The 22,362-nt window shown below is 50.4% G+C and carries 19 protein-coding genes; 8 read left to right on the top strand and 11 right to left on the bottom strand.

Going from position 1 to position 22,362, the window contains the following annotated elements; genetic code table 11:
• Window positions 1–455 precede the first annotated feature (455 nt).
• Both IT774_RS15605 and IT774_RS15610 read left to right on the top strand, forming a co-directional pair.
• Window positions 456–1,244 carry a siderophore-interacting protein gene (locus IT774_RS15605; RefSeq protein ID WP_195810585.1) on the top strand — a complete coding sequence of 263 codons (789 nt, stop codon included), beginning with the start codon at window positions 456–458 and terminating at the stop codon, window positions 1,242–1,244.
• A 33-nt stretch (window positions 1,245–1,277) separates the two neighbouring features.
• Window positions 1,278–1,793 (top strand): GNAT family N-acetyltransferase, encoded by a 516-nt coding sequence (locus IT774_RS15610; protein ID WP_195810586.1) that lies wholly within the window; start codon window positions 1,278–1,280, stop codon window positions 1,791–1,793.
• Between the two features lie 57 nt (window positions 1,794–1,850).
• Here the strand turns inward: IT774_RS15610 and IT774_RS15615 are convergent, their stop codons facing one another.
• Together IT774_RS15615 and IT774_RS15620 are read right to left on the bottom strand one after the other, a co-directional pair.
• Window positions 1,851–2,276 carry a hypothetical protein gene (locus IT774_RS15615; protein WP_195810587.1) on the bottom strand — a complete coding sequence of 142 codons (426 nt, stop codon included), beginning with the start codon at window positions 2,274–2,276 and terminating at the stop codon, window positions 1,851–1,853.
• Between the two features lie 151 nt (window positions 2,277–2,427).
• Window positions 2,428–3,720: an NAD(P)/FAD-dependent oxidoreductase gene (locus tag IT774_RS15620; RefSeq protein ID WP_195810588.1), complete on the bottom strand. Its 1,293-nt coding sequence runs from the start codon at window positions 3,718–3,720 to the stop codon at window positions 2,428–2,430.
• A gap of 456 nt (window positions 3,721–4,176) precedes the next feature.
• Between IT774_RS15620 and IT774_RS15625 the strand changes: the two genes are divergently transcribed.
• Window positions 4,177–4,659 (top strand): DUF2721 domain-containing protein, encoded by a 483-nt coding sequence (locus tag IT774_RS15625; RefSeq protein ID WP_195810589.1) that lies wholly within the window; start codon window positions 4,177–4,179, stop codon window positions 4,657–4,659.
• Between the two features lie 48 nt (window positions 4,660–4,707).
• On the opposite strand, the gene IT774_RS15630 is transcribed toward IT774_RS15625, so the two are convergent.
• Window positions 4,708–5,328, bottom strand: coding sequence for a flavin reductase family protein (locus tag IT774_RS15630; protein ID WP_195810590.1), 621 nt, complete (start codon window positions 5,326–5,328; stop codon window positions 4,708–4,710).
• Between the two features lie 194 nt (window positions 5,329–5,522).
• Between IT774_RS15630 and IT774_RS15635 the strand changes: the two genes are divergently transcribed.
• The gene (locus IT774_RS15635; RefSeq protein ID WP_195810591.1) at window positions 5,523–6,575 is read left to right on the top strand and encodes an alpha/beta fold hydrolase; all 1,053 of its coding nucleotides are present in this window, start codon (window positions 5,523–5,525) and stop codon (window positions 6,573–6,575) included.
• A 452-nt stretch (window positions 6,576–7,027) separates the two neighbouring features.
• Entirely contained in the window at window positions 7,028–7,780 is a 753-nt protein-coding gene (gene gpmA, locus IT774_RS15640) for a 2,3-diphosphoglycerate-dependent phosphoglycerate mutase (RefSeq protein WP_195810592.1), read from the top strand.
• A 52-nt stretch (window positions 7,781–7,832) separates the two neighbouring features.
• Here the strand turns inward: gpmA and IT774_RS15645 are convergent, their stop codons facing one another.
• Window positions 7,833–10,328 (bottom strand): PKD domain-containing protein, encoded by a 2,496-nt coding sequence (locus tag IT774_RS15645; protein WP_195810593.1) that lies wholly within the window; start codon window positions 10,326–10,328, stop codon window positions 7,833–7,835.
• 228 nt (window positions 10,329–10,556) lie between these two features.
• Between IT774_RS15645 and IT774_RS15650 the strand changes: the two genes are divergently transcribed.
• A complete protein-coding gene (locus tag IT774_RS15650) occupies window positions 10,557–11,129 on the top strand; it encodes a flavodoxin family protein (protein WP_195810594.1) in 573 nt (190 codons plus the stop codon).
• Between the two features lie 53 nt (window positions 11,130–11,182).
• Here the strand turns inward: IT774_RS15650 and arsB are convergent, their stop codons facing one another.
• From arsB to IT774_RS15675, 6 genes are all read right to left on the bottom strand, one after another.
• A complete protein-coding gene (gene arsB / locus IT774_RS15655) occupies window positions 11,183–12,196 on the bottom strand; it encodes an ACR3 family arsenite efflux transporter (RefSeq protein WP_195810595.1) in 1,014 nt (337 codons plus the stop codon).
• Window positions 12,197–12,210: 14 nt separating this feature from the next.
• On the bottom strand, window positions 12,211–12,681 hold the full coding sequence (locus IT774_RS15660; RefSeq protein WP_195810596.1) for an arsenate reductase ArsC: 471 nt from the start codon (window positions 12,679–12,681) through the stop codon (window positions 12,211–12,213).
• Window positions 12,678–13,022, bottom strand: coding sequence for a metalloregulator ArsR/SmtB family transcription factor (locus IT774_RS15665; RefSeq protein ID WP_195810597.1), 345 nt, complete (start codon window positions 13,020–13,022; stop codon window positions 12,678–12,680). Before IT774_RS15665 ends, IT774_RS15660 begins: the two co-directional genes overlap by 4 nt.
• A 169-nt stretch (window positions 13,023–13,191) precedes the next feature.
• Window positions 13,192–15,507, bottom strand: a complete 2,316-nt coding sequence (locus IT774_RS15670; protein ID WP_195810598.1) for a methyl-accepting chemotaxis protein — start codon at window positions 15,505–15,507, stop codon at window positions 13,192–13,194.
• A gap of 363 nt (window positions 15,508–15,870) precedes the next feature.
• Window positions 15,871–15,999 (bottom strand): hypothetical protein, encoded by a 129-nt coding sequence (locus IT774_RS17830; RefSeq protein WP_269749774.1) that lies wholly within the window; start codon window positions 15,997–15,999, stop codon window positions 15,871–15,873.
• Window positions 15,992–16,441, bottom strand: a complete 450-nt coding sequence (locus tag IT774_RS15675; protein ID WP_195810599.1) for a TorF family putative porin — start codon at window positions 16,439–16,441, stop codon at window positions 15,992–15,994. Before IT774_RS15675 ends, IT774_RS17830 begins: the two co-directional genes overlap by 8 nt.
• A gap of 571 nt (window positions 16,442–17,012) precedes the next feature.
• Between IT774_RS15675 and IT774_RS15680 the strand changes: the two genes are divergently transcribed.
• Together IT774_RS15680 and IT774_RS15685 are read left to right on the top strand one after the other, a co-directional pair.
• Complete coding sequence (locus IT774_RS15680) at window positions 17,013–17,963, top strand: alcohol dehydrogenase catalytic domain-containing protein (protein ID WP_195810600.1); 951 nt, start codon at window positions 17,013–17,015, stop codon at window positions 17,961–17,963.
• A 244-nt stretch (window positions 17,964–18,207) separates the two neighbouring features.
• Window positions 18,208–19,938 carry an alpha-amylase family glycosyl hydrolase gene (locus IT774_RS15685; RefSeq protein ID WP_195810601.1) on the top strand — a complete coding sequence of 577 codons (1,731 nt, stop codon included), beginning with the start codon at window positions 18,208–18,210 and terminating at the stop codon, window positions 19,936–19,938.
• Between the two features lie 254 nt (window positions 19,939–20,192).
• Here IT774_RS15685 and IT774_RS15690 read toward each other — a convergent pair whose 3' ends face one another.
• A complete protein-coding gene (locus tag IT774_RS15690) occupies window positions 20,193–22,109 on the bottom strand; it encodes a hybrid sensor histidine kinase/response regulator (RefSeq protein ID WP_195810602.1) in 1,917 nt (638 codons plus the stop codon).
• Window positions 22,110–22,362: the final 253 nt, after the last annotated feature.

Raw genomic sequence — 22,362 nt, forward strand, 5'->3', positions numbered from 1 at the left:
GGCTGATGCAAATGCACCGACCGTTTCAATAACAAAAAATCTGCTTTTCACCAGGTTATGCTTGATAACCCGGCTTCAATACGTTGTTTATCTGATCGCTTCACTTTCCCACCCCGCGTTTTGTTCTATAATTTTGTTGCCAATATTCTTTGCTGTCGCCTGATGCCGACATTTTCACCAGTTTGAGATATCACCCACTGAGACTATGTGCTCTGAATTTTTTTCATTGCCGGGAAGCAGGCTTTTCTGGCCGCTATTAATATGGCTCGGCTGGTTGCTCTCAAGATGCGCCTTTCGTCAACAAAACTGGGGGTTGGCGAGGGATGTGCAGCCCCGCCATAGCAACCCTGAATTGGTAAACAGAAAAAAATGTTATTGCCTGTTGAAGATTCGTTCAAGCTGGATCAATTCTGGCATATTAGAAATATACATTTATTTTTATAAGGCGTACTTCGGTGACGTACTGGCAACATCTGAAAAGACTATTTGGGTCAAAGCCTAAAACTGCTACGGCACAAAGCTTTAGTCTGACGGTACAAAAAATTACCCATGTCAGCGAGCATGTGCGTCGGATTACCCTGGGAGGCGCCGCAGTGCGCCAGTTACCCATGCTGCGCCCGGGCGGCTGTATCAGGTTGTTGTTTGAAGCCGATGGTAAACCTTTGCAACGCCCGGCAGGGGCGGAGGAAACGCTCTTAGAGCGGCCGTTTACTGTGCGCTTTTGTGACACTAACATGTTGCTGGTTACCATTGATGTGATGCTGGGCGGCCATCTACCGGATGGACCGGCACGCCAGTGGGCGAATCGTGCTCAGTTGGGTGAAGAGATCCATATCAAAGGGCCATGGTTTTCTCCCGCCTTAAAAGCCAGTACAGATTGGGTGTTGCTGGGGGGTGAAGTCCCGGCGATTCCCGCTATTGCCCATCACCTGGAGGCGCTGCACCCGGCCACCCGGGGTGTAGTAGCCATCAACAACAGTGGTATGTCTGAAAATATCCTGTTGAGCAAGCCGGTGAATATGGAAGTGGTTTGGAACAATGGCCGGTTTGCCTCGCTGCCACAGCTATTGCAAAACATTCCTCATCCCGCTGGCTCACCCGCTGCCTGGATTGGCGCCCGGGAGCAGGATGTAGCGCCCCTGTCCCAATGGCTTGAACAAAGTTTAGGGGTTCCGGACGACGCGTTGTCTATTACCGCCTATGATAATCAGGGGCCCGCAGATGTTTTGCGGGCCGCCAGTTAAGCGGCGCAACACTGATAAAAGGAAATTACGCTCATGATTTTAACCATACGCCCCGAACAGCCCGGAGACGAAGCGGCTATTTTTGAAGTTATTCAACAGGCCTTTGCCAGTAGTAATCATGGACAGGGAAATGAACAGCAAATCGTAGATACATTACGCCATGATGGGGCTTTGTCATTATCAAAAGTGGCGGAGCTGGATGGTGAATTGATTGGCCATATTGCGGTATGTCCGGTAGCCATCAGTAACAATGCCAAAGGCTGGTATGGAATTGGGCCGGTATCGGTCTTGCCTAAAGTACAAGGGCATGGCGGCGGTTCAAAACTTATGGAAAGTACATTACATCAGTTAAAAGAATCTGGCGCGAAAGGCTGTGTATTGGTGGGCGACCCGGCTTATTATACCCGGTTCGGGTTTAAGCATATCAGTACGCTGACGTATGCAGGGATTCCTCAGGGATTTTTCATGGCATTGTCGTTTGACGGGCATTATCCACGCGGCTCCGTCACTTACCCACCGGCATTTCACAGCGAGCTGGCTACGTCTTAAGCGACCCATAACACCAGAGTCGGCAACTCCCTTGCCATCAATAATTCATACCAACGTTCATCTGGCCACCATCTCCGGTTCGTTTTGCTCCAATGGCGAGTTGGTTACCATTGAAGGTACCGGAGTGGCAGGTTCACTTTGCAGGCTTTGCAGATAATCACTGACATAACAGATGCCCGGTAAGTTAGTACAGGCTTGTTTGGGGACCACATCCAGGTGGGGATTATAATGATTGAACCAATCCAGCAACGCATCATTGTCCCCATCTGACATAGCATAGAGTAAATGGTACATTTTAATAAAGCTGATTTGCAGTTCCGACTCAACCGAAGCAACTTCAAAGCCTACCAGTGCCGTTTCACGCAAGCCGCGTTCGCTAATGCCCAGAATTTGTGCAGCTTCGGTGCTGGTCAGACCTAATTCTTCGTAAGCCCAGGTAAAGGCTTTCATCACTACTGCCGGGGGGTTATTTGCTAGTATCATACGTTTTTGGCCCTCTAAGGTTTTGGATACCAGCTCAGGTTGTGCGAAATTTGTTCCACAATGCCGCAATTTGTAAAATAAAAGTTAACACTGGCTTTTACCGATAAAAAAAGGCGCCTGCTGCGCCTTTTTCAACTACCGGTGGGCAGGTTTAATGTAATTTGAATTTAGGCCCGACAATATTGCTAAGCTTACGACTGAACAAGGTAGCGATCCCTTTTAACCACCCATGAACGGTAAACTGGTGATTGTTATACAGCGACACATACACCAGTTTAGCCAGCCGTCCTTCTACAAACATGCTGCCTTTGGACAAGCCACCCATCAAACTGCCCACGGTGCTGTATTTGCTTAGATGGACCAACGAGCCATAATCTTTGTATTCGTACTGTGTTAACGGCTTATCATTAAACACCGCCTCCAGGTTTTTCGCGGCGGTGCTGGCCATCTGATGCGCCGATTGTGCTCTGGGCGGTACCCAGCTGCCATCGGGCTGTTTAAAACCACAACAGTCGCCTATCACAAAAATGGTGTCATCCACGGTACTGCGAAGCTCCGCCGTCACCAGAATCTGGTTGGCGCGGTTAGTTTCAAAAATATCCATCTCGGTCAGAAAGTCCGGGGCTTTCACGCCCGCCGACCACACCAGCAAATCGGCATCAATATGATTGCCCTCACTGGTGATAAACCCCTTTCGTGTCGCCTCAGCCACCATCGTCGATTCACGTACTTCAATACCCAGATTCACCAGTGCTTTACGGGCTGATAGCGCTATTTTTTCTGGTAAGGCTGGCAAAATACGATCGCCGGCTTCCAGGATGGTCACCTTTAATCGGTCAGAGGACATTTCCGGCATGCCATAAGCGCGCGCCAAATTGGCAACATGATGCAGCTGGGCGGCTAATTCGGTGCCGGTAGCCCCGGCCCCCACAATACTTACCTGCAGCTGATTTTTATCGGCAGCGGATTGATTTACTTTGAGCAGCTGATTCAACAGCGCCCGATGAAATTTCTCGGCCTGCGGCAATGAGTCCAGGGCGTAGCAGTACTCTTTTACGCCGGGCGTGCCAAAATCATTACAAACACTGCCCATGGCCAGGACCAGATAATCATAGTCAATTTCGCGCTCGGGCAAAATAAGCTGCTGATGCTCATCATATAAGGGGTCGAGAAGCAGCTTTTTCTGGTCGCGGTTAATCTGACTCAGATTGCCCAGCTGAAACTGATAGTGATGCCGAACCGCATGCATGCGGTAATCTACGCCATCGGAGTTTTTGTCGATAACCCCCGCCGCCACTTCGTGCAACAAGGGCTTCCAGACATGGGTTCGGGACTTGTCGATAAGAATGATTTCAGCCTGTTTGGATTTACCCAACGATTTGCTCAACCGGGTGACCAGTTCAAGTCCGCCGGCGCCTCCGCCAACTACCACAATTTTTTTCATATCACGTGCCTTAATGTAATCCTTCCAGCCATCAATACCAGGTTTTCAGACCGCTAATATTGATGGCTGGTAAGACTATGCTAACCCATGATCTAAGAGGGTGTCGGTGCTTGTACGCCATAACACTGGTTGGTGCTCATTATACCTCAGATTGTGGTGAATCCGCAGGGCCTTGGCTACCCTGGTGACGGAAATTAACTACAACGAAGTCGGGCGTCAGACTCGTTTTGGATTTAAACTTAGACGCAGGGAGTGCAGTACCCAACCCAAGACAGAAAAACGGAGCTTGTTGGCGCTGACTGTCAGTGGTGTAAGTTGTTGCTGTGATTCTATTTATCTGGATGCTCAGAGTACCGTATATGCGCTGTCGGGAAGGGTAATACTTTTTTATCAAAAACCGGCGAAGCATTTGCATAGCAACGCTAATAAATATCAACAAACAACGTGAGTTTTGCAGTGGATACATTAATACCCAGTCTTTCTCAGCTTATTGAATTTGCCGTTGCGCCGGTATTTCTACTGACCGGTGTGGCCGGGTTTCTTAGTGTTATGTCAGGCCGTCTGGGGCGTATTTCTGACCGGGTCAGAGTTGCCGAGCGACGCATTCAAACTCTGGCCGACCCGCAGCTGGTGGAGCGCTCAAAACAAGAGATTATCCTATTGTGGAGCCGGGTACGGGCGACTAACTGGGCCATCGGTTTTTGTGTGGCCTCCGGTTTGATGATTTGTCTGGTCATCGGGTTACTCTTTGCCGGCTCCTTGTTGGTAATTGATTTAAAGCTTCCCATCGTGATGCTGTTCGTGGCCGCCATGCTATTTTTGATTTGTGCACTGATTTTGTTTTTAGTGGAAGTGCGCCTGGCCACCCGGGCGGTAGATATTGTGCGCACCATTCACAAGCCTCAAAAGTACCGTCACGGCCCACCGCCACCGCTGTAAAGATTGCCTGTTAACCTCAAACACCAGCGCGCGGCAGTGCAGGGTTAACTAGTCGGGGCGCGGCATAATACGTTTATCAGCTTTACTGATGGTGAAGTAATCGCCCGGGCCGCCGCCCCGGGATACCGGCTGCCCGGCCAGGGTCTGGTAACTGCCATCCTGAAGCGTATCAGGATGCAAATGAACCGCCACCACTTCTCCGAACACCATCCAGCTATCGCACGGCTGGCCCTCTTTGTCCTGTAACCGGACAATTTGGGTTTTGCGGCATTCCATAATCGCCGGACTATCTGCCACAAAAGGTACCGCGATCTGTTTAGCCCTGCCTTTGCGTAATCCGCTCAAACCAAATTCATCGGTATCCGCATCGACCTTAGCGCTGGTCTGGTTCATTGATTCCATCAGCGGCTCACTGACCAGGTTCCAGCAAAATTCACCGGTTTCTTCGATGTTTTTTACGGTATCCTTGTAGCCCACACTGGCAAAGCCAATAATCGGTGGTGTGTAGTTAAAGGCATTGAAAAAGCTGTAAGGTGCCAGGTTCACCTGCCCCTCTCGGCTTCGCGTTGAAATCCAGCCTATAGGACGTGGAGCAATAATGGCATTGAAAGGTTCATGGGCCAGACCGTGGCCATTTTTGGGTTCATAGTAATGATAATCTCGAGACATAAAAACACGTACCTGGTTCACTTTTGATAGGGTAGCTACGCACGCGAACAAAGAATAGATGGGTAATGAAGAATCCTTAACGGCCGGACCAGGCTTGCCGGCCACATCATTGCACCGGTAATTTGTTATGCTTTGAGCCGCTTATCGGCATTTTGCGTATGTCACTGGAACTAACCTACAAAGCGAGAACAACAATGAAAACAGTAAGCTTTGCTGCCAGCCTGTTGCTATTGATTAGCAGCCTGACGAACGCGGCCCCCGACGCGCCCACCGCGGAGGATTTTGACAGCCTGAAGTATGACGGCAGGCTCACCGGAGTTACCTACCCCTTTGATGTAAAAACTTATCGTTTTGAGGCCCAGGGCAGCGATTTGGAAATGGCCTATATGTATTTGCCGGCCAAAGAAGATTTTCCGGTGGTCACCTTGTTACACGGTAAAAATTTCACAGCTGCGTACTGGCAGCAAACCGCCCAGTGGCTGCATGACCAGGGTTATGGGGTGTTGATGCCCGACCAGATAGGGTTTGGTAAGTCATCCAAACCTACGGATTATCAATACAGCTTTGCCGCTCTGGCGACCAATACTCACCAGCTTATGGAAAAATTGGGCATCCGAAAGACAATAGTGGTGGGACATTCCATGGGCGGCATGCTGGCCACCCGGTTTGCGCTGCTGCACGAGAACATTACCCAAAGACTGATACTGGTTAACCCTATTGGACTGGAAAACTACCTTGTGTATCAACACTATAAAGATATTGATAGTCATTATCGTCGCGAGCTGAAAACCACCCCGGAAGATATCATCCAGTATCAGAAAGAAAATTATTATGCTGGTCAGTGGAATGCTGACTTTGCTCAGCATGCTGAATTTCTGATGGGATGGGTGCAGGGTACGGACTGGCCCATCCTGGCGAAGGTCAGTGCATTAACCTATGACATGATTTTTACCCAGCCGGTGATTGAAGAAATACAGTACCTGTCGATGCCGGTGAGTTTGATTATTGGTAATCGTGATCGCACCGGACCAGGTCGCGACCGTAAAAAAGACGGTGTGGAAAGAGCGTTTGGCCGGTATGACAAGCTGGGCGAAGAAGTTCAGGCGCGCAACCCTCAGATTCAACTGACTGAATTAAAGGATTTGGGCCATCTGCCCCATATTGAAAATTTTAATCGTTTTAAAGGCCCCTTTTTAGAAGCCATCGCACGCAAATCGTCGAAGGCAGAAAAAAAGCCAACGCCCTAGACAAGACTGCTCGCGGATAACAATAAGCATGGCCGGAACTCCGGCCTTAGCATTAATGCACTATACGCTTGGGCTTATTCAACAGAGCGGGCGTACGTGTACCACGAACCTTGTAGCGATACTGTTTAGCTGCGCCGACCTCGGGTTCGGCGGCAGTCACTGGCCGGGGCGGGCTTTTACGAGTTTTGGTTATATTGGTTTTAAAACACATACGGCTACCTTTTCTTCGTCGTAAAAAATCGTGGTGATGGGGTTGCTGCTTTACTAAAGTATAAGGCAAGCACAAGGTATGCCAATCAGCCTGAATCCTCTTACCAGTTAGCTTATATGGTCAGCGGGTGGATTTTTTGCGGCTGATAATGGATGATAATGTGGCTCACAGGATACAACTGGTCTGCGCGACCAGCACCGCATTCACTTTTTAAGTAATTAGCCTTAAAGGTAACTTTTATATGTATAAACTGGTACTTATTCGCCATGGTGAAAGCCAATGGAATCTGGAAAACCGTTTCACGGGCTGGCACGATGTTGATCTGACCGAGACGGGTGTGGCTCAGGCCATCAATGCTGGCAAGCTACTCAAAGACGCAGGTTTCGAATTTGATTTGGCTTATACATCGGTACTGCTGCGCGCAATCAAAACGCTGAATCTGGCGCTTGAAGAGATGGGTCAGCATTACTTGCCGGTTCAGCGTCACTGGCGCCTGAATGAGCGTCATTACGGGGCGCTGACAGGTCTGGATAAAGCCGAAACAGCCGAAAAACATGGTGCTGATCAGGTGAAAATCTGGCGTCGTAGCTTTGATGTGCCACCGCCGGCAGTGGATGACAACAGCGAGCACTTCCCTGGTAACGACAAGCGTTACAACACTATCGATGCCTCGATTTTGCCTAAAGCCGAGAGCCTCAAACTGACCATTGAGCGGGTATTGCCCTACTGGCATGATGTGATCCGGCCCAGTATTCAAAACGGTCAGCGGATTATTATTGCTGCCCATGGGAACAGTTTACGTGCTCTAGTGAAATATCTGGATGGCATGAGCGAAGAGGAAGTCCTGGAGCTGAATATCCCCACCGGAGTGCCGTTGGTGTATGAGCTGGATGAAAATCTAAAGCCCATTTCGAAAAACTATCTGGGCGATGCGGACGAAATCAAAAAGATGGAAGAAGCCGTCGCCCAGCAAGGCGCGGCCAAAAACCAGTAACCAATAGACGCATAAAAAAACCGCACAATTTTGTGCGGTTTTTTTGTATCGGCTAGCGTCCGATCATGTCTGAGATGTCAAACGGCACCTCAGTGATCTTTTGAATAGTCCGGATGTCCTGAGTGACATCACGTGGCTGGGGCTGATCACTTCTAATGCCGATATTGAAATCATGAACATTAATAACCGTAAGTAGATCGTCCTGCTGATTAAGTAACTGCCAGGTGCGTTTATTGTACAGCACACACGAAGCCGACGAGCTGACACAGGCGGGCGCCGATCCTAGCGTTTGGGCATCAAGATACCGGTTGATAACAAGATGATTGGTTTCATCAAGCAGCCAGTTCCCTCCATAAACAAGCACCTCACTTTCTTCTAACACGCCATCCTGATTATTATCGTTAGTAAAGACAGTATAAGCTGCCCCCTCTTCGGTAAGCTCAATCCAAAATGCATCCAGCTGTGATTCACCCAGAATGGTATCGTACCCATATGTTCCGGGAATCTGCACATCCTCCCAGCGTATTTCGTCCGGTTCTATAACGGCTTTAACCACCGCATCATACTCATACAGGCGTGTGTTCGGCGCTTCCACCACAGACACAGCCAATAAATCGAGTCCTCGGCGCTTAGCGACCCCTTGCGCTACCAGGGCCCCTGCGGGCAAATGTGAGCCCGAAAAGTCCTGAATAACTAAGGCATCATCTGCTGTACTCCAGCGAATTGCCTGGTTGGTCAGTTCCGCCAACCCAGTGCCATCCTGATTGAGGATGAACGCTTCATAACGAGAAACCACAAATGCTTCTTCATCATCCTGAAGGATCATACTTCCACGACCTGAGGTTGAAGGCAGCGTGATATAAACTTTGGCTGGTGGCTCAACCGCAAGGGCTTGGGGTTGTTGCTTTACGGTCACCACCGAGGTGCTGCTGTAGGGCTCAGTGGCAAGCTGCGGCGTCTCGGGGTATTGATACTCCGAGGTGTAGGTCACCAGATAATCCTGACTGGTGGCATTTTCTGTTATCAGGGTATAGTGACGCGTCACCGGCACATGGTCTTCTCGCACCTGCACTAAGACACCGTCAATTTCTCGTTGCGGATACGAGGTGCTGGTGGACTCGCCATCGTAGGTTACCTGCAAGGTGGCCCCATCCGCCAGCCAGGAAAATGTTGTTATACCCTCGCGACCGGTGCCATTTGCAAAAAAATGCAGCACCGGGGAAAAGCTTTGTAAGTCAGACGCTGGCAAATGATAAAAGGCAAAGGCCTCATCAAAGCTGGCGGTGGTGGCAAACAAGGTGGGATCGTCGATAATTTCCTGCCGGGCTTCAGCAAACTCAACGGTTTGGACGACGCTCGTGACAAACGCATCAGTGGCGGTAGCATCCTCAATAAGTGCCAGGGTATCGACGATATCAGCTGGCAACCGGGTCTGCTCGCTGCTGGCCTTATCAATGGCCACCTTGATGGCGGTGGCCAGCGTAAATACCTCTTGTGCATTCACCTGCTCACTGAAAACTTTGACGGCTTCTTCCGTGAAGATATTTTGAGTATCCGCTGCCCGTTTCAATAACGCATATTTAGCGGTGGTGACATTGGACACCGTGGTAGCAGCTTCCTCACTGGCATCTAACACGCCATCATCCCCACTTTTTTCCATCAGCGTATTAAAGTTTGATAACAAAGAAATCAGCCCGGCCGCGGCCTGATCGCCGGTACCTTTAGCGCGAATTGAAACAAACGCATCGGCCATGGAATCATCGACCACCAACTCAAACCCGAAGTTGCCCTGGCTGTCGGTAGGGCCTGCCTCCAGGTAGTCTTCTCCATTGAGCATCACTACAATATTGGCGTTGGCAAGCGGGGCATCCGTGGCCAGTCCGTTCACTGTGAGCGACAAGGTAGACTGAGTGATATTAATTTGCGCTGTGGTGGTGGCTTCATCTCCATCATCATCGGTTACCCGAAGTTCAAAGAGCGCTGCTTGAGCACTGTCCACTTCAGGCAAGGTCACCTCAAGTGTGTCTGTATCGGCGCCGCCCAGACTCACTTGTGGGCCACTGGTCTGGCGCCACTGGTATTGGCTGATTGTGCCCGACTCCAGCATAACCTCTGCGCCAATGCTAACTTGAGATTTTTCTGCCGCGGTTTGCGCTGGGATAGGTGCTATTTCAGGCGCAACCTGAACCACCGTTATCACACTTTCGGCCATCGCCGACTCACCCTGATTGTCAGTGACCGATAATGAAAAAAGCACTTCTTTATCTTCAGTAACGGCGGGCAATCGCACTTGCGCCTCGGCCTGATCCTGGCCGCGAATAAACTCAACCTCCGGGTTAGCGCTTTGCCAGGCATAGGCGCTAATAGTACCGTCGGGATCGGTGGCAGTGGCGCTAAGGGTAAAAATGGTGTTTTCCTTTGCGGAGCTGTTGCTTTGCAAGGTGATACGCGGGAGCAGATTCTCCTTAACACCATTGTCTTCATCGCTGCCGCCGCAGCCAATAAGAAACAGACTGCCAGAGGCTAATAACCAGGGGAGTGCTTTCAAAATATTCTTCTTCTTTGTGTACCAGCCTGCAGCCGGGAAAACTCCTGGTCTGCGGCTGAAATTATTATTGTTGGTGAGTTGGCAGGTAATCGCCGGATGTTTATATAACATGCTACGAATATAATACGTGAGATTATATTTAGCTGCTTTTTGTAACAAAACGCAACAAATTGACCGGAAACTGGCACTTTTCACGTATCTACTGCCTATCCACGCACAAGGTATTTTATGAAAATAGTGACGTTGTATTACAGCGGGTATGGGCATACGCAGCAGCTGGCCGAGGCCTTTCATCATGAGCTGGAGGAGTCCGAAGAGGTGGAGCCATTGCTGGTCACCATTGATGATGGCGGCAATATCACTGAGGGTCAGTGGAGCTTGCTGGATGAGGCTGATGCGATTATTTTTGGTGCTCCCACCTATATGGGCATGGCACCGTGGCAGTTCAAAAAATTTGCTGATGACACCAGCGAGCGCTGGTTAAACGCCACCTGGCGTAACAAGGTGGCCGGTGGGATGACCATTTCCGCCGCCATGAATGGCGATAAGCACTCTACCCTGCATTATTTTTTCACCCTGGCCTGCCAACACGGCATGGTGTGGGCCAATATGGGCATGCAGGCAGCGAATACCCAAAATGCCACCCGTAATGACATCAATTATATTGGGGCTTTTGAAGGACTGATGGCTCAGGCTCCAGCCGATGCCTCGCCAGAAGAAGCGCCGTGTCAGGGTGACCTGGACACCGCCGCGGCTTATGCGCGCCGGGTGGTGGAAGTCACCCGGCAATGGCTCAGGTAAAAAAAGTGGGTGCAGGTCGTCTTTTTATTAATGACAACCTGCACCAGGCTGCTTTACGCAAACCAGTGTCGGGTTCGGTTGGCAAACCAGACCAGTGACAGCATCACCGGCACTTCGACCAGTACGCCCACCACCGTCGCCAGAGCGGCCCCTGAGTGCAGACCAAACAGGGAAATTGCGACCGCCACCGCTAACTCAAAAAAGTTTGAGGTACTAATCATACAGGCCGGAGCGGCGATATCGTGGGACAACCCCATCCGCTTTGCAAAATAGTAGGCGATGGCAAAGATGCCATAGGTTTGTATCAGCAGCGGAATGGCAATCAGTACAATACTTTGTGGTTTTTCTAAAATCGTATTGGCCTGAAAACTAAACAATAATACCAAAGTGGCCAGCAGCCCGGTGATGGATAAGGGTTTTAGCTTATCAATCAGATTGCTCAAGGCTTTTTCGCTTTTGCGCAACATGATTTTACGGGTAATTGCGCCGGCTATCAGAGGTAATAACACATATAACACCACCGACAGTACTAATGTATTCCAGGGCACGGTGATATCGGAGACCCCCAGCAGTAAACCGGCCAGTGGGGCAAAGGCAAAAATCATAATGACATCATTCACCGATACCTGCACCAGGGTGTAATTGGCATCGCCTTTGGTCAGGTGGCTCCACACAAATACCATGGCAGTACAGGGCGCCACGCCCAGAATAATCATACCGGCAATATATTCTGAGGCTGTTTGTGGGTCGACCCAGTCAGCAAAGATTCCTTTAAAGAACAGCCAGCCCAGCAGCGCCATGGTAAAAGGTTTAACCAGCCAGTTGATCACCAGCGTCAGGGCCAGCCCCTTAGGCCGTTTGCCCACATCTTTCATTGCCCCAAAATCAACCTGAATCATCATCGGGTAAATCATCAGCCAGATAAGTACGGCTACAACTAAATTAACATGGGCCACTTCCAAAGAAGCAATGGCGGTGAACACCTCCGGCGCCAGACTGCCTGCGATGACGCCTACTACAATACACAAAGCCACCCACAGCGATAAATAACGCTCAAAAAATCCCATAAAAATCCTAAAAGTTAGTTTGCACCCAGTTTGTTTAACGCTACCCGTAACGCGTCACCATCCAAATTTGCTACCGCAAACTGATTAATCGCTTGGGCGCGAGCCTCAATTTCTCTGATGACGTTTTCAAAGGCCTTACTTTGCGCCTCTTCGCTGTCCTGTATTTTGGAAGGATCTGCCAGGCCCCAATGTACCTTCAGGGTTTTCCCAAAATAAACCGGACAGGATTCTCCGGCGGCCGAGTCACACACGGTCACCACCACATCCGGCGCGAACGCTTCGTAATCATCCCAGGACTCACTTTTCAGGCCCTCGGTGTGGTAACCCGCCTTTTTCAAATGCTTCAAGGTCGCCGGATGCACTTCACCCGCCGGCTGACTGCCGGCGCTTCTTGCCTCAATATGGGTTTTGCCAAGCTGGTTGAATATCGCTTCGCTCAAAATGCTGCGACACCGGTTATGCGTACAGATAAATAAAATTTTCATGGGTTCTCCCGAGTTACGCAGCGCGCTTGCGCGTCTGCCGCCAGATTAGATTCAGCTTCCTGCAGATACACCGGATGGTGCTCTACCGTGGTGGTTAAAATTTGTTTTTCCCATGCTGGAAGGTTGGGATGCAAACGGTAATACACCCACTTCCCCTGCCGTTCACCGGCAACCAGATCGCACTTGCGCAGGTCGGCAAGGTGCCGGGATATCTTCGGCTGGCTCAACGCTAATGCATCAATAAAGTCGCACACACACAATTCGGGGCGGCCAACCAGTAGCATTAGTATTTTCAGACGGGTGTCATCAGCCAGACATTTGTAAAACATTAACGGTGACATAAGCTCTCAAATATGAAATTTCACATATATGAAATACCATATCTTTTTTGAAACAGGATGTCTACCTTTTGTACGGAAGATCAACTACACACGAAAAAGACGCCCAGAGCGTCTTTAAACATCACAGAAAAGAGGTGGGTAACCGCCAGTAACGGGTACCGCCTTAAGGCTACCCGGTTTTAAATTTTTCCACCTGGCTTTGTAATTCGCTGGAGATTTGCGATAACGACTCCGACGCTGCCGCAATTTCATCACAGGCCTGACTTAATCCCAGCGCCGAGGATGAGACAACTTTGATATTAGCGTTGATATCCTGACAGGTATGGGTTTGTTCTTCATTGGCAGCCGCCACCGTTTCATTAATACTTTCAAGCTGATCTATCTTGTCACTTAAGCCGACAAAAGACTCGCTGACGGTTTCTACCAACTGAATGCCGTCTTGCGCCGAGGCCGAAGCGCGTTCCATGGACTGTACCGAAGCATTCGCTACCAGCTTGAGTTGTTCCGTTTGTTTCTGAATTTCTATGGTGCTTTTTTGGGTATGCGAAGCCAGCTGTCGTACTTCGTCGGCTACCACCGCAAACCCACGTCCATGCTCGCCGGCTCGCGCTGCTTCTATGGCTGCATTTAATGCCAGTAAGTTGGTTTGGTCGGCAATATTGCTGATTACCTGCAGCACATCATCAATATTTTTAACCTCATTACGCAGCTTTTCCAGGGTTTCTGAAGACTGCGTGACTTCGGCCACCAGCCTGCCAATATTTTCAGCCGCGGCGCCTGAGCGCGCTTTATTTTCACTGGTGCTTTCTCTGACCAGCCGGGTATTGGAGGCCGCCGTCACGCTGGTTTGCGAAACTTCCCCTAACGCCTCGTTAAACTGATTCAGGGCTTCGGTGACATTGTTGGCCTGGGTTTCCTGTAACTTTGCAGTCTGACTGACCTCCACCGTTGTGGCACTTAACTGGGTACTGGCCGAAGCCACCACTTCTGAACATTGTTTTACATTGCTAATGATGTCACGTACCTGACCAATAAAGGCATTGAATCCCACAACGATTTTATCAAATTCTTTTACCTTCGAGGTTTTAAGCGTCACGCTTAAGTCAGCATCTTTTGAGTTAAGTTGCTCGAAGGCGTCACTAACCTGAGTAAGCGGCCGAAAAGCAATATTCAAAACCATGATCAGCACCCCTACACTCACCGCGACCAGAATCCCGGCACTCCCGATGCTGGTGGCCACCAGGCTGCTCTCCAGAGTATTGGCTGAGCGATAAGCTTCTTCTACATCAACTTCAGCCAGGATCGCCCAGCTCACATTATTGATATTTAGCGGCTCAAAAGCCGATAATACAGCAACATTACGATAGTCATTAAAAACGTCGAAGCCTTTTTGCCCCGCTAACGCGGTACGCACCCCCGGCGAGTCCACGGTTTGTATACCAATTGAAGTATTTTTACTTTTTATATCATCAATGTAACTGACACTTGCCTGGGTAAGGGCAGCGTAATAGCCAGCTTTATCTTCAACAAAAAAACGACTTTCATTGACCAGTGTATTGTCGCTGCTAACGATATACGTTTCACCACTTTCACCAAAGCCTTTGTCCTCCCAGCTTTGAGAATGAGTCATAATTTCATTGATTTTATCGATGGGCATCTGATAGATAAGCGCCCCCACCCGCCGACCCTCTTTAAACATTGGCGTGGCTATAAAACTGGCCGGGGCATCGTACGATGGCAGATAAGATTTAAAGGTAGACAAGTAGACCTCACCTTCAGGAAGTCGCATGGCGGCCCGAAAGGTTTCGCCAATGCCTGACCCGGCGTAGACCCCATCGCGAATATTGGTGGCAAAATCCAGCTCTTTAAACACACTGTAAACAATATCGCCATTGCTGTTGACCAGAAAAATATCGTAATAACCAAACGCTTCTAAGAAGGACTGAAACTTCCCGTGTAATTGACTGTGAACCCTTGAGTAGGTCGAGCCATCGTTAACACTAAACTGGCGGAACTTTTCTCCCAGGGGATAATCACTGTTTGAAATAAAGGCGTATTGCAATAAGTTGGTGGTTTGCGAAAGCTCCCCCATCAACGACCCCACATTAGCGCCAACCTGGTTTTTTCGCTGATACTCCTGATTAAACTGTTCTGAATAATACGATGTAAGCTGGGTTTGCAAATCATTAGGTTGGGAGGCTAATTCATTGGGATAAATTGTAAAGGCATTATCGAATTCCTGTAGGGCTGAAACGGTATCCTCATCGCTGGCCATGGTAATTAACTGCTTTGCGATAAACTCGAAATACATGCTCACTTCATCTTTTACCAGCGACAACTTTGTGGCGAGTCCTTTCTTCGCATTTTCTTCTACCGCCGAGCGAATATTTTCGGAAGTAATTGAATAAGAAACATAGGAATTTAAACTTAACGACAACAACAACAATGCGCCCACAAGCAAAATTAAACGAGTTTTAAAAGACATGAGACACTCTCTGCCAATAGCAATTTTTTAATTCTGAGTACAACGCAAGCTGCCCCCAAATCCCTGGAACCCTATGAGGATGAGGTTCCCTTACCAATAGTAGAAGAAGAAAGTAATTACGCAAATAGCATTGGGAATAAGTTTTAAGAGTGTGTAAACCCTATAAATTTCCTGACTTTAAAGATAAAAAAGGTTCCGACTGGCAACGCGAATATTATACTTAAGTATAAAAGAGCAAATGCTTTTTTATTGTGCAATATTTTTTAAAAAACAGTTCTGCCTGGAGACACTCATTGCTGGCTTTAAAGTAACCTCGGTCAAACTCTTATTCACCAGGCCTAAAGGCAATTTACACTTTAATAATCAGAAAGTGCCGCTCACACCCACAATAAAATAGTTGTCGATGCTATCAGCTTCGTGGGTGGTAAAGCCGGCAAAAGCCGCGTACGTATCATCAAACGCGTAAGTGACGGTTACCGAAGCATCATACATCTGCTCTCCGGCCTCTGGCGAGACCTGTCCGTAAGTCCAGGGCAAGCTGCGGGGTCAGCGCAAGCCCGGCACTTAGCTCAAGATAATCCTGCTCTAGCGTTTCATCATAATAGTATGTCAGGCCCAGCGCCTGCCAGTTGAGACCCGCGTAAAACTCAGTGGTACTTCCGCCTATCGGGTAGTAGTAACGCGTTACGCCCACATCAAGCGCCACACTCTCGGTTAACGCATAAGTATAACCGCCATATACATCAAACTCGCCGCTGCCGCTATCAGAACTGGCCCAGATGCCAGCATAAAAGCCGTTCTGGTCAATATCAAAGCCACCCTGAATTGCCGGCTCTTCTGCGGATAAATTAACACCACGAAAAACATAGTCAGACACCAGTGTGACATTACCCGAAATATTGATGGCAGATACCGAAACTGAGTATAAACACATTACCAGCAGACAAAGCCCACATCGGATTTTCAAGTTCATTCTCACTTTATAAAAAATTCAATTTTAATTAAAACCAGAACACTTATATTTAAAATAAAGATAAGTTACAAAATATAAAATCAAACCTAAAAAATTGAATCCTTCAATTTATGCACTACGCTATTATATTTTAATGGGTGTTATAAAGTGGCAACTTTATAACACCCAGTTTATTTTCTTTAACCTTCGCGGATATTAATAATATAGGTGACATAGTATCTGCCGTTTACTACTGTCATCCGGGCGGTGCTGGTACGAATAATAAAATCTGTTTGGCGCGTAGCTTTTGATCGCCAACCTTACGATGGGAGCAATGCACATTTACTGAAGCTGAACATTTGCGCAGGGGGTTTGCTTTTTTTAAGAGCGTTGCAGGCAGTCCGGTCCGGCTTATTGAGCGACCCGGATAAATTCTGACTCATCCCACCGCCTGACCAAACCGTATAGAAGGACGACACATCCACCGGTAACAGCCGCATTGGCGCCCGGTATCAACTTGTGTAAATACCAGTCATCCAACTACGAGGTAACTATGACCGAAAAGGTAAGCAGAGTATGGCAATTTCATCAGGCGGACAGTCCGCTAACTCTGACCGTGCGCGACCTGCCCGACCTGTGCGAAGATGAGCTACTCATTGAAAATTATGCCAGTGGAATTAACCCGGTCGACTGGAAATTTATCGAATCTAATCCTTTGAACTGGCCGGCTGGCCACACCCCCGGGGTTGACGGCGCCGGGGAAGTGGTCGCCTGTGGCAGCAAAGTGCCCAGTCGCTGGCTGGGCCAGAAAGTCGCTTATCATGGTTCGTTACAGGCACAGGGCAGTTTTGCCGGACATACCGTGGTAAAGGCAAACCGGGTTATGCGTTTGCCTGCAGGCATGTCTTTTGAACAGGCTGCCGCACTGCCTTGTCCCCTGCTCACTGCCTGGCAGGCGGTAAGTAAAATTCCCTACGCGGCCGATCAGAAAGTCGTGGTCGCGGGGTTAGGCGCAGTAAATAAGCTTACCGTTCAATTGTTACAACAAGCCGGCTTTGAAGTCGATGCGGTATCAGCAAGCTTGTCAAAACAGGAAGCAATGGAGCTGGGTATCGATAACTTGTGGCGCGGCATTCCGGAGGTCCCTCAGGGATACTATGCCATAGTCGACGCGGTGAATGCTGAGCATGCGGCCAATCTGGTACCAAAGCTGACTGCCAACGGCCATGTTGTGTGTATTCAGGGGCGTATTGAGCAACCTGTGGATGCAGCGTTTACGCGCACAATTTCCTATCATGAAGTGGCATTGGGGGCATTACACCGATATGGCGACCAACAGGCCTGGACCATGTTGATGCGTGAAGGCGAAGCTCTGTTGGCACAGGTGGCAGGGGGCCAGCTTCAGGCTGAGCCGGCCAAAGTGTTTCAATTTGAAAAACTTAATGATGCGTTGACCCATAGCCGCCAGATCCACCACAAAACATTATTGGGTAAAGCGTGTTAGGCGGCTTTTGATACTCCCACGGTGGATAATCCGGCTGTTTTTACCACGCCGGATTATCGGTTTTCATAAATAATTTTTTCCCGCTTACCAGTGGCTTATCGGTAATTTATGCACACCCTACTTTAGCCTTGTGCTGCTAAGGTTTGATTTTATTAACCTATTTTATGGCACCCGGATTGCTACATCAGGATAGCTAATAACCTAGCTACTGCCGATTGGCGGCTATTTACGGAGAAACAACACTATGTCGTCGTACAACAATAAACTGGGTGTGACGCCCCTGGACCAAGGTTTTCAATTTGCGGTGTGGGCCCCCAATGCCAGTGCGGTACATGTTACCGGCGACTTTAATCAGTGGGACGAAAGCCAGCTGCCACTTACACGCACCGACCAGGGCGTGTGGTGGTGCCACTGCCCCGACGCGGCCAACGGCGACGGCTATAAGTTTGTTTTGACTACCGGCGATCAACAGCGTGTTCTGAAAAATGACCCCCGTGCTCGCGAACTTACCAACAGCGCCGGACATAGCCTTATTTTTGCCGATGATTATGCGTGGCAGACCGACAACTTTATTCCGGCCCCACTGCACGAACGTGTGATTTACGAATTGCACATCGGAACCTTTGGTAAAACAGATGACCAGGTAGGTACCTTTGATAACGCCATTGAACGATTGGATGATTTGGCGGAGTTGGGCATCAATACGGTTGAGCTTATGCCCGTGAATGAATTTGCCGGTGATTTGAGCTGGGGTTATAACCCCGCCCACCCCTTTGCCGTAGAACAGGCTTATGGCGGTCCCCAGGGGTTAAAGCGCTTTGTCGATGCGGCCCATCAGCGTGGCATTGCCGTGATCATGGATGTGGTTTATAACCATTTCGGACCCAGCGATTTGGATTTATGGCAATTCGATGGCTGGCATGAAAACGACAAAGGGGGCATTTATTTTTACAATGATGCGCGCAGCGCTACGCCCTGGGGCGATACCCGACCAGACTATGGCCGCGCCGAGGTACGCGAATATCTGACCGATAACGCGCTGATGTGGTTATCGGAGTACCGCGTGGATGGGCTTCGGATGGATATGGTGCCTTATATGCGTACCGTCTCGGGCGTGGATGATGGTAGTGATGAGATTCCCGAGGCATACAGTCTGATTCAGCATATCAATCAGCGCATCGCCACCGAATTTGATAACAAGATGACCATTGCTGAGGATTTGCATCAGCATCATTTTATTACCGATATCGTCAGTAATGACGGCTGTGGCTACACCTGCCAGTGGGATGCGGCTTTTGTTCATCCTGTACGCAACCTGCTGCTGGCCAGCAACGATGAACATCTTGATACCGACGCGCTACTGCAGGCCGTGACTCACCGGTATTCTGACCATCCCTTTGCCCGGGTGGTGTATACCGAGTCTCATGATGAGGTGGCAAATGGTCAGGCACGGGTCGTTGAGGAAGTCGCTCCCGGCAGTGTCGATACCGACTATTTTGCTCGAAATAAAGGCATTTTGGCGGGCGCCCTGGTACTGACCTGTTGCGGGATCCCGATGCTCTTTCAGGGCCAGGAATTCAAGCAACACGGGTACTTTACCGATGGCGATGATATTGACTGGCGTCGCCGTGAGCAGTTTGGTGAATACCTGCAAGCCTTTGAGGATATGATTGCGCTGCGCACCAATGCCCGGGGCAACAGTGCCGGATTAACCGGTGGCATTACCGAAATCATTCACCACGATACCACTAACAAGGTGGTGGGTTATCGACGCACCAATGAAATGAACGACAAACCAGTGTGGGTGTATCTGAACCTGTCGTCGCAGTTTTTGCCGGAATATAAGCTAGAAGGCTTACCCGCCGAACCCGAGTGCATCTTTGCCTGGCAGGAAGGCCTGGCAACCGAGGGCATGAGGCCGGAGGAGCATACGCTAACCCTGGCGCCGTTTGGGATTGTAATGTTCACTCAATAAACTCTGTGCAATTCAAACCGACAAGCGCGATAGTTTTTGTCGCGCTTATCCAAATCACTACCCTTGCCCACATAGATCGCGTCTGCTGAACAACCATCCAGAATCGATTTGACAGGCAGTTGTGAGCGAACAGCAGACAATAGGCAGAAACGCGCAAAAGAACGGCTTCAGGGTATGACCGCTCAGGCTTAGCCTAAATTTTTTATCTGGCTTTGGCTCTTTTTTAGTTTCCAGCATCTACTCATTAGTATCTATTAACTGTACTCAAGCTTTACGGCATCGATTCCATTCAGGATTTGCTGCAACTGGCCGAAGTCAGCGGGCTTAGCCAGGTGGTGATCAAACCCCGCAGCCTTTGACTTCTGGCGATCGCTGGATTGGTCATAGCCTGTCAGCGCGATGTAAGTTGAACAATCCGATACCATCTTGAGTTGCCGCGCGAGTTCATACCCCGTCATGTCGGGTAAGCCAATGTCCAGGATGCACGCGTCCCAACGTGGTTCGGCCCGCACCATGGCCACGGCGCCAGCACCATCGACGGCGATTTCCGGGTCATGGCCTTGTGCCTCCAGCAGGATAGCGAGCAACTCCGCCGCATCCCGGTTGTCGTCGACCACCAGTATTTTCAACGATGTACTCGTACGAGTGGAGGCAGATGGCGCTTTTACTAGCGCCTCGTCAGTTGCCGCCAATGGCAACGTCATTATGAAGGTGCTGCCCAAATTGAGGCCTGGGCTTGTGGCCGTAACCGTACCTCCATGCTGCTCCACGATACTGCGCACCAGAGCCAAGCCAATTCCCAGGCCTCCTTGAGAGCGGTCGGGGGTACGCTTACCTTGCGCGAACAGCTCAAACACCGTGGGCAACAATGCGCCGTCCATACCAATACCGTTGTCAGTGACACGCAACTGCACTTTTTCATTCTGGACCTGTATCGACATTTGCAGCCGACCGTTAGCTGGCGTGTACTTAGCAGCGTTGTTGAGCAGATTCGCCACCACCTGAACCAACCTGTGGCGGTCGCCGATGACCAGCGCCGTATCAGAGACCTGCGTAGTGAGGGCATGCCCGCGCGCAGCGATCAAGGGCTGGGCCTGCTCCACTGCAGCGTCCATCACCGCGCGGATGTCCACGGGCTCACGCGCAAAATTCACCAGGCCCCGTGTCACCCGCGAGACATCCAGAAGGTCGTCCACCAGCTCGGTCATGTGCGCGACCTGGCGCGTGATGATTCCCCCTATCTGCCGCACGCGCGCTTCATCATCCACAGGTGCCATCTCCAGCAAGCTAGCCGCGGTGCCGATGGGCGCGAGAGGGTTGCGCAGCTCGTGTGCGAGCATGGCGAGGAATTCGTCCTTGCGGCGATCCGCCTGCTCTAAGCTCTCGACCATCCGCCGGCGCTCGGTGATATCGAGTACCGTCCCGATCATCGACAATGGTCTGGCATTCGGCACGTCGCTTTCGAACAATACCTGCCCGCGTGACATCGTCCACACCACCTGACCATCAGCGTGGATCCATCGAAACTCCTCGGTATAGCTGCCATCGGAACCGGGTTGGAGTGCATGTTGGAGGGCAGCCTCAACTCGCGGCCAGTCCTCGGGATGAATGCGCTGGGACAGCACGTCCAGCGTCACCACCGCATCATCAGTTGCAGCCCCCACAATCTGCCTGCATCGTGGGTCCATCCGGACGTCGCCGGTTTGCACGTCCCAGACCCAGGTTCCGAATTGGGCCACGTCCATGGCCAGTGCAAAGCGCTGTTCAGACACGCGCAATTCGTTTTCCATGCGTTTGCGATCGGTAATATCGACGGACGAGCCGATCAAACCCAGAATATTCCCGTCTTTGTCACGCCACGGTGCCTTGGACGATAACCAGATGGCCGGGGTCCCATCGGATAACATGACCTCTTCCTCGACTTGCTCGCCCACCCCGGAATCCATGATGCGGCGGTCGGTCGCCATGATGGCGGCACTCTGGGTGCTATCTGCGAGTACGTCTTCATCCGTGCGACCCAGGAACGCCTCCGGGGGCAGTCCCAGCAGTTCCGCGACTCCGTGGTTGGCCACCATGAATCGGCCGGCACGGTCCTTGGCATAAACCACCCCGGGTACCGCATCGGTAAACATACGCAGCAGCATGCCGGCCTGGTCACGTTCGGCTTCCATGCGTCGGCGGTCTTCGATGTCTAGCAGTACTCCCGGGAAGCGGACCGCCTTACCCTCGGGGTCTAGCTCTACTTGGCCGTTGGCTTCGACCCAGCGGAGGGTACCATCCCTGTGCCAGACCCTATATTCGCACCTATATGCGCCCCCACCCCCATTACCTCCTCGATCGCCGCCGAGACTCGGTGGCGATCATCGGCGAAAATGGATTCCATGACCAGTTCCAGTGGCAGGCCCGACTTACACAGCGTCTCGT

It is taken from the genome of Salinimonas marina, from assembly GCF_015644725.1.
In the GTDB taxonomy this organism is placed as follows: domain Bacteria; phylum Pseudomonadota; class Gammaproteobacteria; order Enterobacterales; family Alteromonadaceae; genus Alteromonas.

Coding starts and splice junctions, on each gene's coding strand:
- IT774_RS15670 (WP_195810598.1), bottom strand. CDS start 15,507: ATGTCTTTTAAAACTCGTTTAATTTTGCTTGTGGGCGCATTGTTGTTG.
- IT774_RS15675 (WP_195810599.1), bottom strand. CDS start 16,441: ATGTGTTTATACTCAGTTTCGGTATCTGCCATCAATATTTCGGGTAAT.
- IT774_RS15665 (WP_195810597.1), bottom strand. CDS start 13,022: ATGTCACCGTTAATGTTTTACAAATGTCTGGCTGATGACACCCGTCTG.
- IT774_RS15615 (WP_195810587.1), bottom strand. CDS start 2,276: ATGATACTAGCAAATAACCCCCCGGCAGTAGTGATGAAAGCCTTTACC.
- IT774_RS15610 (WP_195810586.1), top strand. CDS start 1,278: ATGATTTTAACCATACGCCCCGAACAGCCCGGAGACGAAGCGGCTATT.
- gpmA (WP_195810592.1), top strand. CDS start 7,028: ATGTATAAACTGGTACTTATTCGCCATGGTGAAAGCCAATGGAATCTG.
- arsB (WP_195810595.1), bottom strand. CDS start 12,196: ATGGGATTTTTTGAGCGTTATTTATCGCTGTGGGTGGCTTTGTGTATT.
- IT774_RS15620 (WP_195810588.1), bottom strand. CDS start 3,720: ATGAAAAAAATTGTGGTAGTTGGCGGAGGCGCCGGCGGACTTGAACTG.
- IT774_RS15690 (WP_195810602.1), bottom strand. CDS start 22,109: ATGGAAGCCGAACGTGACCAGGCCGGCATGCTGCTGCGTATGTTTACC.
- IT774_RS15685 (WP_195810601.1), top strand. CDS start 18,208: ATGTCGTCGTACAACAATAAACTGGGTGTGACGCCCCTGGACCAAGGT.
- IT774_RS15630 (WP_195810590.1), bottom strand. CDS start 5,328: ATGTCTCGAGATTATCATTACTATGAACCCAAAAATGGCCACGGTCTG.
- IT774_RS15680 (WP_195810600.1), top strand. CDS start 17,013: ATGACCGAAAAGGTAAGCAGAGTATGGCAATTTCATCAGGCGGACAGT.
- IT774_RS17830 (WP_269749774.1), bottom strand. CDS start 15,999: ATGTATGATGCTTCGGTAACCGTCACTTACGCGTTTGATGATACGTAC.
- IT774_RS15650 (WP_195810594.1), top strand. CDS start 10,557: ATGAAAATAGTGACGTTGTATTACAGCGGGTATGGGCATACGCAGCAG.
- IT774_RS15635 (WP_195810591.1), top strand. CDS start 5,523: ATGAAAACAGTAAGCTTTGCTGCCAGCCTGTTGCTATTGATTAGCAGC.
- IT774_RS15660 (WP_195810596.1), bottom strand. CDS start 12,681: ATGAAAATTTTATTTATCTGTACGCATAACCGGTGTCGCAGCATTTTG.